Source organism: Xanthomonas sp. 10-10, assembly GCF_040182365.1.
In the GTDB taxonomy this organism is placed as follows: Bacteria; Pseudomonadota; Gammaproteobacteria; order Xanthomonadales; family Xanthomonadaceae; genus Xanthomonas; species Xanthomonas arboricola_F.
The window spans coordinates 2,598,852-2,611,838 of the sequence record NZ_CP144460.1 but is presented as its reverse complement, the minus strand read 5'-3'; the positions used below and the strand labels follow the sequence as shown (position 1 = coordinate 2,611,838).

The 12,987-nt window shown below is 63.4% G+C and carries 11 protein-coding genes and 1 pseudogene; 6 read left to right on the top strand and 6 right to left on the bottom strand.

The features are described 5' to 3' along the window. The first annotated feature begins 4 nt into the window (after positions 1-4). Complete coding sequence (locus tag VZ068_RS10960; protein ID WP_349655341.1) at positions 5-1,402, top strand: alginate export family protein; 1,398 nt, start codon at positions 5-7, stop codon at positions 1,400-1,402. A 664-nt stretch (positions 1,403-2,066) separates the two neighbouring features. Here VZ068_RS10960 and VZ068_RS10955 read toward each other — a convergent pair. After that, positions 2,067-3,212, bottom strand: coding sequence for an MFS transporter (locus tag VZ068_RS10955; protein ID WP_349655340.1), 1,146 nt, complete (start codon positions 3,210-3,212; stop codon positions 2,067-2,069). Positions 3,213-3,416: 204 nt separating this feature from the next. Then, positions 3,417-4,028 (bottom strand): DUF1349 domain-containing protein, encoded by a 612-nt coding sequence (locus VZ068_RS10950; RefSeq protein WP_349657689.1) that lies wholly within the window; start codon positions 4,026-4,028, stop codon positions 3,417-3,419. Positions 4,029-4,251: 223 nt separating this feature from the next. Here VZ068_RS10950 and VZ068_RS10945 point away from each other — a divergent pair, with 223 nt between their 5' ends. The 4 genes and pseudogenes from VZ068_RS10945 to VZ068_RS10930 all read left to right on the top strand — a co-directional run. Continuing rightward, positions 4,252-4,794: a TetR family transcriptional regulator gene (locus tag VZ068_RS10945; protein WP_259167950.1), complete on the top strand. Its 543-nt coding sequence runs from the start codon at positions 4,252-4,254 to the stop codon at positions 4,792-4,794. Positions 4,795-4,994: 200 nt separating this feature from the next. Continuing rightward, positions 4,995-5,420, top strand: a complete 426-nt coding sequence (locus VZ068_RS10940) for a YqaA family protein (RefSeq protein WP_349655339.1) — start codon at positions 4,995-4,997, stop codon at positions 5,418-5,420. 171 nt (positions 5,421-5,591) lie between these two features. Next, on the top strand, positions 5,592-5,867 hold the full coding sequence (locus tag VZ068_RS10935; protein ID WP_259167954.1) for a hypothetical protein: 276 nt from the start codon (positions 5,592-5,594) through the stop codon (positions 5,865-5,867). Positions 5,868-6,109: 242 nt separating this feature from the next. Further along, a pseudogene (locus VZ068_RS10930) lies at positions 6,110-6,265 on the top strand (SPFH domain-containing protein); the annotation flags it as partial. A 314-nt stretch (positions 6,266-6,579) separates the two neighbouring features. Here the strand turns inward: VZ068_RS10930 and VZ068_RS10925 are convergent. From VZ068_RS10925 to VZ068_RS10910, 4 genes are all read right to left on the bottom strand, one after another. After that, entirely contained in the window at positions 6,580-7,635 is a 1,056-nt protein-coding gene (locus tag VZ068_RS10925) for a Gfo/Idh/MocA family oxidoreductase (protein WP_349655338.1), read from the bottom strand. Between the two features lie 167 nt (positions 7,636-7,802). Continuing rightward, the gene (locus VZ068_RS10920; protein ID WP_349655337.1) at positions 7,803-8,489 is read right to left on the bottom strand and encodes a thermonuclease family protein; all 687 of its coding nucleotides are present in this window, start codon (positions 8,487-8,489) and stop codon (positions 7,803-7,805) included. A gap of 400 nt (positions 8,490-8,889) precedes the next feature. Next, a complete protein-coding gene (locus VZ068_RS10915; protein ID WP_349655336.1) occupies positions 8,890-10,212 on the bottom strand; it encodes a sorbosone dehydrogenase family protein in 1,323 nt (440 codons plus the stop codon). Then, complete coding sequence (locus VZ068_RS10910; protein ID WP_349655335.1) at positions 10,209-10,625, bottom strand: hypothetical protein; 417 nt, start codon at positions 10,623-10,625, stop codon at positions 10,209-10,211. Before VZ068_RS10910 ends, VZ068_RS10915 begins: the two co-directional genes overlap by 4 nt. Before the next feature lie 958 nt (positions 10,626-11,583). Here VZ068_RS10910 and VZ068_RS10905 point away from each other — a divergent pair. Beyond that, entirely contained in the window at positions 11,584-12,195 is a 612-nt protein-coding gene (locus VZ068_RS10905; protein ID WP_349655334.1) for a carboxymuconolactone decarboxylase family protein, read from the top strand. Positions 12,196-12,987 lie beyond the last annotated feature (792 nt).

Sequence of the window (12,987 nt, the reverse complement as noted above, 5' to 3'; positions counted from 1 at the left end):
GCATATGTCGTTACGCTTCACACTGCCCCTGGTGTTGCTGCTGTGCCCGTGCGCCGATGCATGGGCACAGGCTTCCGTCGATGCCATTGCCGCCACACCGCTGCGTCCTGCCATCAAGTCCAACCGCTGGCAGGAAGACTGGTCGCTACTTGCCGATCCGGCGCTGCGCACGCACCCGTTCGATCGCCTCAAATATGTGCCGCTTGGCGATGTGGGCTACGCTTCGTTCGGCATCAACCTGCGCGAACGCTTCGAAAGCAACCGCACGCCAGCGTTGGGGATCGGACGCGAGAGCGACAGCTATCTGTTGCACCGGCTGCAGGCGCACCTGGATGTGCGGGTCGGCGAGCACCTGCAGCTGTTCACCCAACTGGAAGACGTCCGCGCAGTGGACAAACGCCGCACCGGCCCGGCCGATGCCAACCGCGTCGACCTGCGCATGGCCTTCCTCGCCTACACCGCGCCGCTGGGCACTGGCCAGATCAGGCTGCGCGTGGGCCGGCAGGAGTTTGCCTTCGACCTGCAGCGATTCGTCTCGCTGCGCGATGGCCCGAATGTGCGCCAGTCCTTCGATGCGGTGTGGGTCAACTACGAGACCGGCCCATGGCGCTGGATTGCGTTTGTCAGCCAGCCGGTGCAGTACGCCGATGTCCATAGTTTCGACGATCTCTCCAACCGACATCTGCGCCTTGCTACCGTGCGCGTCGAACGCCACGTCCTGGGCAGCGACGAACTGTCGCTGTATTACGCGCGCTATCGGCAGGACGACGCCAGCTTTCTCGATGCCGCCGGCAACGGGCGACGCGACATCCTCGATGCCCGCTTCGCAGGTGTACACACCGGCCTGGACTGGGATATCGAAGCGATGGGGCAACGTGGAAAGGTCGGCAACAGCCGCGCGCGTGCCTGGGCGCTCGGCCTCAAGGCGGGCTACACCCTGCAGGACACTTTGCTGATGCCACGTCTGGGGCTGCAGATCGATACCGCTTCCGGCGATCGACATCCGGGCGATGGACGGCTTGGAACCTTCAACCCGCTGTTTCCGAACGGCGCGTACATCAACCTGGCGGGCTACACCGGCTACAGCAACCTGCTGCAGGTCAAACCGATGCTCACCCTGCGGCCCACTACGCGCCTGAGTGTCACTGCCGCGTTGGGCCTGTTATGGCGGCAGAGCACTGCCGACGCCGTTTATGTGCAGCCGGATATCCCGCTGGCCGGCACGGCAGGCACCGGCACTCACTGGACGGGCCGCTATCTGCAGCTGCGCGGTGACTGGGAGCTCAATGCACAGCTGCAGACCGCCATCGAAGCAGTCCATTACCAGGCGGGTGACACCGTGCGTGCCGCCGGTGGCCACGACAGCAACTACGTTGGCTGCGAGATGAAGTTCATGTGGTAGCTGGCGCTGGATCGCCCGCGGCCGCGCCGAGACTGTCGATGACCAGGACGGCATGGCGAACGGATGCGCGCGTGCGGCTGAAGCATCTTTGCGTCGATAGACGCAAAGGTGAATGAATGCAAAGCACCGCTGCCCCGTTGATGCCCACATTTTTATGGCAACGCGCTTGCGCAAGCGATCGCGCCTGGGCTCCTTCCCTCTCGCACGGCATACAGGGGGGTTAGCCTGGACGCGCCGTACCAACGTAGAGTTGTCCGTGCCACCTTTTGATATATATCTTCCACCTTGGAACCGAGAGGAATGGAGAATCGATGATATGAGTTACTCCGTTCAAACCGTCGCAGTCCGTTCCAAAATCGTCTATGACTTCCACGATCTGGTCTACGGCTATGACTTGGCATCGCATCGTCATGGCGTTCGACTAGTTATCGGTTCGCGCCAAAGGCGCTGGCCGCGGGTGGTGGTGTCTCAGCACCAAGCATGCAGTAGACGCTGCGGATAGTGGGCGACTGCCGGTAGTGGCTGCTGCGGTCTGGGCCAATCTATCGCTTGAACGTAGCCGAGGTGCTAATCATGTCGCAACGACGCTGGCGGCCTTGCCAACAGCCTTGCATGTGCCTGCTTCTTCCTTGATAGCCAAGGCTTTGTCCAGCTCTGCGCCGCCCTACTCAGCGTACTCCGATCGCAACCAGCGGGTAGCAATCGCGACCGCAAGCATGGCGGCGGCAACGAGCATCAGTGCGGCTGTCAGCCCCCAACCGTGGGCGGCGAAGCCGATCAAGGCGGGGCCGGCCAGGACGCCGGCGTAACCCAATGTCGTCATCGCGGTGATCGCCAGGCCCTCGGGCATGGCACGCTGTTGACCGGCCATCGAAAACAATGCCGGCGCGATATTGGCGCATCCCAGTCCGATCAGTGCATAGCCCGATAGCGAGAGCTGCCACCAGGGCATCAGTACTGCAATCAGAAAGCCCAGGCATGCAGCCAGTCCACCTAGCATGATGGATCGGACGCGGCCCACGCGCTGCACCAATGCATCGCCAAACAGCCGCGTGGCAGTCATGGTCAATGCAAAGACCACATAGCCTGCGCCGGCCACGGCGGTATCGACACTGCGAACCTGCGTCAGGAAGACCGCGCTCCAATCCAGGATGGTGCCTTCGGCGAGAAACACGACAAACGCCAGCATGCCGATCAACAAGACGCCACCCCGCGGCCAGGCCAGCAGCGGGCCTGGCTGAGTGCCCTGCTCCGCTCTCCAATGCGGGGCAGCCAGCGCAGCGACGAGCACGATGCTGAGCATGCCGATCATCGAAGCGATCGGCGGTGCGATGCCCAGGCTGAGCAGCACCGTCATCAGCAAGGCGCCGGCAAGGCCGCCGATGCTGTAGAAGGCGTGGAAGCCGGACATCATCACCTTGCCGCTCTCTCGCTCGACCGCGACTGCCTGCATGTTCATCGTGCAGTCCATCGCGCCAACCGCGGCGCCGAACAGAAACAACACCGCGCCCAATGCCGCTGCCGATTGCATTGCGCTCAAGAACGGCAATGCTACGCACATCATGGCAACAGTGGCCAGCATCACGCGCCTGCAGCCCGCGCGTGACGCCCACACCCCGGCGACGGGCATCGCCAGCAGCGATCCGGCACCCAGGCACAGCAGGACCAGTCCAAGCCTCGCTTCGTCCAATGCCGATTGGTGCTTGGCGAAGGGAACCAGCGGCGCCCAGATCGACACGGCGAATCCGGGAATGAAGAATGCGGCGCGGGTTGCGTGCTGTTGCGCACGGTGGGAAACACGAGAAGTCATCGATGATCCAACTGCAAAGACATCGCCTGCCGAGCACGGACGGCGCAAGAAGCGACCAAGAACGACGGCGAATCGTGGTCAGGTCGCCGTGACTGCGCACTCGGCAGCGCAGTGTCCGCGTGGCATGGCTCGCACCTCGCACCTCGCACCGGCCGCTTCCGCCCGGCGATGACCGCCGTCTTTTTTTTGGGCTGCGCCAGGCGCTCAGGACAGATCGTGCAAGTCCTTGTCCAGCACCGGGCCAAGCATCCAGTCGGAGAAGTGGACCTTCAAGCCCTCGCGTTCTGGCGTGCAGGTCATCGGCCCCACCAGATAGCGAGCAGCGACCGGGAATGGGCATAGCCGCACCAGCGGCCAGTAGTTGCCGTCCTTGGACGCTTGCAAACGCAGTACGCCCTTGTCGACGGTGGCGCGGATCCAGAAGTCCGACGGATCGGCTTCGTAAGGACCTGTCGCCCAATCCGACTTGCCATCGGTAAGAACGCTGCTGAGCATCGCGCGGCCGTCGCTGAGCTCGATGCCCGCCTTGACCCACTGGCGCTCATTGACGCGGATCATCAGGCCGGCCTGATCGTAGAGTTGCTCGAATTTGGCGCGGACGCGCAGCTGGCAGGTAAACGCTGCCGGCGCCGCGATGCCGAGAAAGTGCCCACTATCTCGGGTGAACCCGTAATGGGTCTCGCGCCAGAAGTCGGTACCCTTGTCGGTCACCACCTCCAATACATTGCCGTCCACACTGCGGTGCGATTTGGGCTCGTTCAACCATTGTCCTGGCTTCCAGCTGCTTGATGGCGCCGCGCCGGCACCGGTTGCCATGACCACGCCACCAGCGGCCAAGCCGCCCAGTGTCGCCCTGCGCGCGATATCGACCTGGTGTTTTTCCGAACCCGTCATACGTATTCCTCGTGACGAAAAGTCAAGGCTCTTCGATGCTTTCTCACAATCATCGCAAAGCCGTTAGCGTCAATTTGTACATCCGTACCAATTGGCAAGTCAACTCTGGATTACCATCGCCTGGTCGATACGTGCGCGAACACAGATGAGCGGCAGGACCTGGCAGCAAGACCCACATCGAAAAGAACACATCGAGCAGGCCACCTTGCAGGTGGTCATCGACCATGGCGTGGCCGGGACGACCTTTCGCAAGGTTGCCGAACAAGCGCAGGTGCCGTTGGGCGCGACCACCTACTACTTCGGTTCCATGCACGAGCTGCTGATCGCGGCATTCACCCGCTTCTCGCAGGAGGTGTCGAAAAACTTCGCTGCCGAGATCCGCGCTGCGAACAACCGCGATCAGGCCTGCGATGCGGTGGTGAACATCATCTTTGCCGACAGCACCGCCTCGCCGCGGATCCTGCTGCTGAGCTACGAGCTGTACGCGTTTGCGCGCCGCCACCCGGAGATGACGGCGATCATGGAGCAATGGATGGCACGCAGTCGCGCGGCGCTGGAGCTGCATTTTTCCAAGCCCGCTGCCAGTGCCATCGATGCCTTGATCGAAGGGATGACGATCCATCGCTCGGTGGTGCGCATGACCAAGAAAAGCGTGCGCAATGCGGTGGGACAGCTGGCCTTGCTGTAATGCATGCTGGGCGCGGTCCTGTTGGGCAATGGGCGTAACAGGCCATCGCCTGCATGACGACAGACGGATCGTTTGCACACCAAGCCATCAGGTGATGTGCTGCGGATGTGGCTGTCGCTCGTCGACCAATGCATGCGTGGCCCAAAGCTATCCAGCATTCTTTTACATTCAAATCGCCATGACCAACCCATAGGCCGTGCTTGAGCTATCTCTCGCTGTTCGCACTGTCGTTGATTGCCGCCACCCTGCTCCCTGCGCAGTCAGAGGCGGCATTGGTTGCGCTGCTGCTCGATGGCGGTTCGGTCGTGGGGCTTGTGGCCGCCGCGAGCGTGGGGAACGTGCTGGGCTCGCTGATCAATTGGTGGATCGGGCGCGAACTGGTGCGTTTTCAGGGGCGACGCTGGTTTCCGGTGACGCCTCAGGCCCTGGCACGCGCGCAAGCCTGGTATGGCAGTTACGGCAAATGGTCCCTGCTCTTGAGCTGGATGCCGATCATCGGCGACCCGCTGACGCTGGCGGCCGGGGTCATGCGTGAGCCGCTGCGTGTCTTCCTGCCGTTGGTGGTGGTCGCCAAGACCACACGTTACGGTGTGCTCGCGTGGGCAACGCTGACGCTTGTGCGGTAACGGCAGGCAGGTGAAGCCTGCCGGACGTGCAACGCACATGACGCGGCGCGCCATGGATGCGCATGGCCGCGCACGGGTTCTTAACGTGGCATGCCTATGCTTGCGACGCGCCGCAGCCCATCTGCTGCGCATCCAGGGACATTGCACAATGGACATTGCAAAGGAGATCGTATGAAGAAGCTGCACAGCATGCTGCTCGCCGGGTGCCTGCTTGGCCTGAGCACCCAGGCCTGGGCGGAGGTGGCCAACCTGACCAATAGTGCCGATGGCGCCAACCGCGATGCCGGTATCGCAGCGGTGAAGAAGAAACTTCAGGATGCCTGCACCTCACGTCAGGGCAAGGTCGACATGGCCTCGTTCGAGGTGGTGTTCGAAAAAACCAGCACCAATCCCGACGTTCCCAAACCGTATTACGTGGACGGCAAGATCAAATGCGATCTACCGTGATCGCCAGACACGCGTAGCGCGCCTTACCGCGGCGCCGCATGCATGATGCAAGGCCCCGCAGATGCGGGGCTTTGCATGTGTGGCGCCGGGATGCAGGTGGTGCGTTGCAGTCGCCGTCGTTGCTGGATCGGCACATCGCTCTGTAGTGTCGCCGTCAACGCCGCGCTGCACCTGCTGCAGGGCATAGAGTTGCGCGCGCAAGACAGGTACGCTGCCGGTCTATTAAACGACAGGATGTTCTCATGGGTCTGATCCAGGCGGTGGTGGGTACGGTCAGCGGCGTCTTGGCCGACCAGTGGAAGGATTTCTACACCGTACCGACGGGCCTGCCGGCCACGGCGGCGCTGTTTGCGGCGGTTGCGCAGGGCAGCAACGCCGGGCGTGGTGCCAACACCGCAACACCGATCAATCGCATGCGTTCGAGCGCGAAACCAAGATCGATGCCAAGCCGGTGAGCGGTACCGACATCAAGGTCGATACGATCATCGGCACGCGCAACGCGCAGATCGCCGGCGACAATGTGTCTGCCTACCGCACCCGGGTGCGACGCGAGAGCGATTGACTGGTGACATCCGCGTTGCCTTCGGTTGCCGGGAGTGCAGGCAGTCCGACTGACGCGATGCGGCAGTGTCGTTGCGGTGCAGCGCAAGCATCAGGCACCAGGCGGCCTAAGTTGTATCGGCTGCGCTGTCGCTGCCACGGGTGATGCGCTTCAAGCCACGGCGGCGCTGACCGCCGCTGCCTGCAGCTGCGCGCGCGCCAGGTCCAGCGTTGTCATGATCTGCACCACTTCGTCGAGCGGATGCAGCGGCGACTCGCGACGGCCTTCTCCGATGTAGCGTGCGGCCGCGTTGGCCTGCCATGACAGCCCGTCGTAGCCCTGAATGCCGGTCGGGTCTGTCCATTCGACAGGCGTACCGGCGTCATCGTTGCTGCCGATCCGCAGCCTGGACGGATTGTGGAAGTCCCCGGCCAGGTCGATGCGCCCTTCGGTGCCGGCGACGTAGGCCATCGAACTGCTGCGCGCGACGATGGAGCTGATCAAGGTCGACTGCGCCTGCGAGCGATGCGACAGCACGACAGTGGAAAAGGCATCCACGCCGGTGTCGGTGAGTTCGCCGACGGCAGCGATCGCGGTGGGCGCGGACAGGATCATCGAGGAAAACTGCACGGCGTAGACGCCCAGATCCAGCAGCGCGCCACCGCCAAGGTCGGGCCGTCGTTGCCGATGCGCGGGGTCGCTGGGCCCACGCTGGCTCAGGTCGGCAAACACCTGGCGCACATGGCCAAGCGCGCCGTCGGCAAGCAATTTGCGGATCACCGAGGTGTGCGGGAGGTAGCGGGTCCACATCGCTTCCATCAGGAACAGACCGCGTGCACGCGCTTGCTGTACCAGCAGGCGCGCGTCGTCGGCGCAGGTGGTGATCGGCTTTTCGATCAGCACATGCTTGCCCGCACGTAGCGCAAGCAGGCCGTGCTCCAGATGCTCGCTATGCGGCGTGGCGACGTAGACGATATCGACGTTCGGGTCTTCCACCAACGCCTGATAGCTGTCGTACGCACGCTTGATCGCCCATGCCTTCGCAAACGCGTTCGCACGCTCCCCGCTACGCGAAGCAACTGCCACCGCGCGTTGCTGGGTATTGTTGCGTAACGCACGCACGAAGGCGGTTGCAATCGCGCCCGGCCCCAGCACGCCCCAGCGCAGGGATGGCTCGCCTTGGCCAGGCACGAACAGATCGGGCTCGGGAACGTGGAGCAGTGGCATGGGGTCGCCGCGTTGTCGTGGAGCGGTCGATGCTAGCAAACCACGCGTTTCGATCGGCGCGGCATGGCGGCTCAGGCACGGGACTGCAACCCCGCGCAGCGAACACGGCCGGTGCGCGTGCCGCATTGTGTGCATCTCATGCCCGGCCTACCGATCCGGTTCCCCGCCTAGCGGGCGGCAGGCCGCCAACCGGCATTGAGCGCATCCTGCACCGAACAGAAATAGCGCTCGCCCTTCTCGGTCGAGATGCTGGTACGCGCGTAATCGCGTTGACCGGGCATGTGAAAGATCTTGCTGCCCTTGCCCGAAATGTTGCCCTTGATGACGCACCCACCTGGCACCGCTGCCGATACAGTTGCCGACGCGCGCGCAGCAATCTGCTGGCGCTTGTTGCGGCGGTACTCGGCAGGCTGCTTGAAGGTTCCCTGCCAGAGATTGCGTTTTTGCTGCTGTGCGATGCGCTCATCGGCGATGAACGCGGTGGCGTATTGGCGATACGCCACCGCCCAGCCGTTGCGCACCATCCAGCCGTTGACCGATTGCCCTTGTACAAAGCAGTCGGCAACCAGACGCCCGTAACGGTCGGTATCGGTTTGCCGACAATGCACGGTCTTGTCCATCAGGTAACCGTCCAGCGCCGCCGCGGAACGACGACCGCAAGGCCACGCAACGCCATCCGCGCCATTGCACTGCTGTGCGCTTTCCGGCGCATCGATTCCCCGTAACCGGATGCGCTTGTGCGCCACGGTAATGGTATCGCCGTCGGTGACGGCGGCCCGACCGACAAGCTCTGCTGCGCTGGCAGGCAGAACGAGCGCGACACCAACAACACCCCACACCCATCTGAACAACATCGACAACAACGTCCCTTGGCGATCGGTAGAAGTCGTCCATGCGTTCTTCCCGTGTATGCACCCTCAGCCGGATGGCCTTGCCCGGCGCTGTCCTGACGCCAGACGTCCACGCGGCAGTGCCGACGCAGGGCCGGCACTGTATGCGAATGCGGTGGGGATGGCTATCTCCTGCAGGTTGCGCGCGACGATCAACTGGCGACGCACTACATCGCAGTGTGCGACTCATCCGCAGGCATGGCGTGCATGGCGCGCACGCCACCTGCCTCGCGTTGTTGCGCGCGCGCCCTGCCCTGCTGGGCGCACGGCCAGGCATCTGGCTGTCTGGCCGCCTTGCGTATCACGACAACAAAAGAAAACCCGCCCGACGCATGATGCACGCGGGCGGTTCTCGCATTGCGGCTTACTGTGGCGTAGCTGCGGTTGCGGTTGCGGCTGCTTCGGGCGTCACGCGCCAGATGATGTTGGCCAGGTCGTCGGCTACGATCAACGCGCCGCGCGGATCGACAGTGACACCGACCGGGCGGCCGCGCGTCTTGCCGTCATCGCCATGGAAACCGGAGACGAAGTCGATCGGCTGACCCGCCGGGCGACCGTCGCGGAACGGTACGAACACCACCTTGTAGCCCACTGGCGGGTCGCGGTTCCAGCTGCCGTGCTCGCCGACGAATGCGCCGTCGGCAAACTTCGCGCCCATCACCGGCGACGAGAACGCCACGCCCAGCGCGGCCACATGCGAGCCCAGCGCGTAGTCGGGTGTGATTGCAGAGGCCACTTTCTGCGGATCCTGCGGCATCACCCGTTCGTCGACGTTTTTGCCCCAATAGCTGTAAGGCCAGCCGTAGAAGCCGCCTTCGCGGACCGAGGTCAGATAGTCCGGCACCAGGTTCGGGCCGATTTCATCGCGCTCGTTGACCACTGCCCATAACGCACCGGTGCCGGGCTGGATGGCCAATGCAGTGGGATTACGCAGGCCGGTGGCGTATGGCTTGTGCGCGCCGGTTGCCGCGTCCACCTGCCAGACCTGCGCACGATCGACCTCGGCGACCATGCCGCGCTCGGTGATGTTGCTATTGGAGCCGATCGCCACATACAGGTAGCGACCATCCGCACTGGCGGTAAGCGCCTTGGTCCAGTGGTGATTGATGGCCGATGGCAGATCGGTCACCTTGCTCGGTGCGCCGCTGGCCTTGGTCTGGCCCTCGCGATAGTCGAAGCGCAGCAGCGCGTCCTGATTGGCGACATACAGCGCGTTGCCGATCAGCGCAAGCCCGTAGGGCGCATTGAGCTTGTCGGCAAAGACCGTCTTCATTTCATAGGTGCCATCGCCGTCGGCATCGCGCAACAAGGTGAGGCGATTGCCGCTCTTGGCCTTGGACGTGCCCTTGGCCTTGATCGGGCCTGCGATGATGTCCTTGGGCTTGAGGTTTGGTGCAGAGCCGCCGCGGCCTTCGGCCACCAGGATGTCGCCATTCGGCAGCACCAGCGTCTGGCGCGGAATGCCGAGGTCGGTCGCGATGGCGGTGATGCGATACCCCGCCGGCACGGTCGGCTTGCGGTCGCCCCATGCGGTGGGCTCGGCGATCGTCATGTCGGGCAGTACCCCGCGATCCGGGGCCGGCAATTCCGGCGTGGCGCCGTGCTGATCGAGCTCGGGCGCCTTGCCGCAGGCGGCCAATGCTGCGGCAAGGACGGAGACTGCAAGCACATGTGTGTAGCGGCTCATCGTGCACCTCCCATGCGCAGACCAGACAATCCCGCCCAGGTGGCGACCAAAGCGAACAGCGTGGCGATTGCTGACAGCGTCAAAGCCGCCGGCATGATGGCCCAGGCATCGCGCGCGTGATGCAGCGCATCGAAGAATCCGACGATCCAGGTGGCCACCAATGCGAGTACATAAATGACGTTGCGGCTGCCGCGCACAAGCCCGACGATGGCGGCCACAAGCGCGAAGGTGGTCACCACCATGGCCCCCACCAACAGCCAGGACGCGAAGTTGGCCCATTGGATCTGGTAGCTGCTCCAGTAGGCGTAGTCGCTCCATAGCGCACCAAGGAACAAAGGCCACACGCCGCCGAGCACGGCTGCATGGAATGGATGGATGGCCCAGCGGCGGGGCGAAACGACAGCTGCATTCATGGCGGACTCGTTGGGGCAATGGCGAAACGTGCCCCGATGCTGCCAGCTGGCGTGTGACGAGCAGGACGATTTCGCGTGCACCGCCCCTGCCCATGCCATGAACGCACTGTTGCACGCGCCGGGTCGTTGCGCGGTTGCGCCTGGCAATGCTCAAAGGCCAGCTGGCACCCTCATGCTGTCGGCATCCATCAATAATCACTCGCGCAGTTCGACCAGACACCTCGCCGCTCATCCCGCCACACGACCACTGAACCGGCACACCGACCACAGGTCATGGAGTGCTCGGTGCAGCGAACACGCGCTCTTAGGCTGGCCATATCCACTCAGGGAGCAGGCAGATGAAGACGATCGGAGCAGTGCTGCTGGCAGCGGTATTGAGCGCAGCCGGGGTAGCGCGTGCTGCACCACCTGTCGCGGCTGCGCCCGCCACCACAGAATTGGCACGCGAGGCGGTGGCGTCTTGGGTCTGCGCAGAGCGCTGCGCACTTACGTGCTGCAAACCGCTGGATGGTCCGTTGCCTGTCTAATCGTGGGCTGCCATCGCCCCGCTTGCAGAGAGTGTCGGCGCATCAAACGATCTCGGCGCATCACACCGTTACCGCCACGCGGTAATGAGCGCACCTCATAACTGCATGCGGTACACGCGGCTGGAACGGCGAGGCGGATACGGCATGCTGGCGCCATGTCCTGTCCAGACGCATCGCGGTGCGTGCATGGCCCATCGCGCAGCCGCCCAGGCCTGCGGCTATCGCATCACTCAAGGAGATAACGCTTGGATTTCAGCGCAGCGACCCCTAGATCTGTATCTGACAGACCGACCACTTCGGTGCGTCGGCCTCACGTGCTCGCGCGCCTCGTGGCCAGCGTCCTTGGCGCGGTCGCTGTCTGTGTGGTTGCCCCCTCCCCCGCGGCAACACCTTCCCCGGAGTCCATCGGTATGCCCATCTCGGAAAGTCTGTTGCCCCGACAGCAAGCCATCGCACCGATTGCCGCGTTTGCGGCGACCGGCGATATCGGCCGTTTGACCACCGCATTGGAGGCAGGCTTGGACACCGGGCTGACCATCAACGAATGCAAGGAAGTGCTGGTACAGGTCTACGCCTATGCCGGCTTTCCGCGCAGCCTCAATGCGCTGTCGGCACTGATGCAGGTGGTTCAAGCGCGGCAACAGCGCGGCCTTGCCGACACGCAGGGCGAGCTGCCGGGCCCGGTGCCGACCGGCCCGGAACTGCTTGCGTTGGGCACCGCCAATCAAACGCAGCTGGTGGGGGCGGCGGTGTCTGGGCCGCTGTTCGAGTTCGCACCGGCCATCGATGCCTATTTGAAGACGCATCTGTTCGGCGACATTTTCGCGCGCGACAACCTCGATTGGGTCAGCCGCGAGCTGGCAACGGTGAGCATGCTCGCAGCGCTGGAGGGGGTGGACTCGCAACTGCAGTCGCATCTGAAGATCAGCATGAACATCGGTGTGAGCAGCGCGCAGCTCAATGCGCTGGCGCAGGTGCTGGATACACGGGTAGGTGCGGCCGCCGGCACCCGTGCCAAGGCCGCCTTGGCCAAGACGCAGTGAGAATGCCGATCCGCTGATGCAGCCGCCGGGAGGGCGATTCGCCCGATGCGCTGCTGCGTGGCTGGGAGCGACCTGACCACGTGAAATCGCCGCTGCTGCATGCGTGCTTGCCTGCTGAATCAGTACCGGCCTGTCGACTATGAACGCCCACGCCCACACCTGCGGAAAGTGCGGGCACCGGGCCGGCCTCCACGCCGTGCCGTGCATGACGACTGGCGGCCCTGGCTGAGCAGATCGCTCAAACCTGATAGCCGCGACTCACCGCCTTGCGCGATACGTCTGAGGCTGCGGTTACCGGCGTCCACACCAAGCGGGCTGAACCTCTGCAGGCTTCGGACGCTGGCTATGCGAAAAGCTTGTTCGCACCGCCCTCCCCCTCTCGCATTCGCCCAAGAACCTAAAGGGGTTGCAAGATCGGATAATTAAATAACGCCCAGATCATCCTGGGCGTCCCAGAAGGCGACGACCTTGAGAAAATCCTCAAAAAATAAACTAAATTATTCAAATCATTCATTTTCGTCGCAACCGATTGCGCAATCAGCGCCGTTAGACGTCGAATTTCGCACAATCGGACGAGGCCGCTCGGCGCTGTGAGAGGACGTTTTTATCGCAATGACATCGGGGGACAATTTCGCCTGGACCGTTTAAACCATCGTCGCCTTCAAAATTATTCAAAATCACGCTGCTTACAGCAGAGTCCGTTAGGGCGCCTAACTTCCGGTTGAATTCGCCACAAGGCGTGAGGGATTTACCCACATCTTCGACGTGATTCCCCGATTACCCACGCTCTTC

Bases quoted from the DNA above. Each gene is read 5' to 3' on its own strand.
- VZ068_RS10950 (WP_349657689.1), bottom strand. From the start codon at position 4,028: ATGGCAACCGGTGCCGGCGCGGCGCCATCAAGCAGCTGGAAGCCAGGA.
- VZ068_RS10935 (WP_259167954.1), top strand. From the start codon at position 5,592: ATGAAGAAGCTGCACAGCATGCTGCTCGCCGGGTGCCTGCTTGGCCTG.
- VZ068_RS10955 (WP_349655340.1), bottom strand. From the start codon at position 3,212: ATGACTTCTCGTGTTTCCCACCGTGCGCAACAGCACGCAACCCGCGCC.
- VZ068_RS10920 (WP_349655337.1), bottom strand. From the start codon at position 8,489: ATGTTGTTCAGATGGGTGTGGGGTGTTGTTGGTGTCGCGCTCGTTCTG.
- VZ068_RS10960 (WP_349655341.1), top strand. From the start codon at position 5: ATGTCGTTACGCTTCACACTGCCCCTGGTGTTGCTGCTGTGCCCGTGC.
- VZ068_RS10910 (WP_349655335.1), bottom strand. From the start codon at position 10,625: ATGAATGCAGCTGTCGTTTCGCCCCGCCGCTGGGCCATCCATCCATTC.
- VZ068_RS10945 (WP_259167950.1), top strand. From the start codon at position 4,252: ATGAGCGGCAGGACCTGGCAGCAAGACCCACATCGAAAAGAACACATC.
- VZ068_RS10915 (WP_349655336.1), bottom strand. From the start codon at position 10,212: ATGAGCCGCTACACACATGTGCTTGCAGTCTCCGTCCTTGCCGCAGCA.
- VZ068_RS10925 (WP_349655338.1), bottom strand. From the start codon at position 7,635: ATGCCACTGCTCCACGTTCCCGAGCCCGATCTGTTCGTGCCTGGCCAA.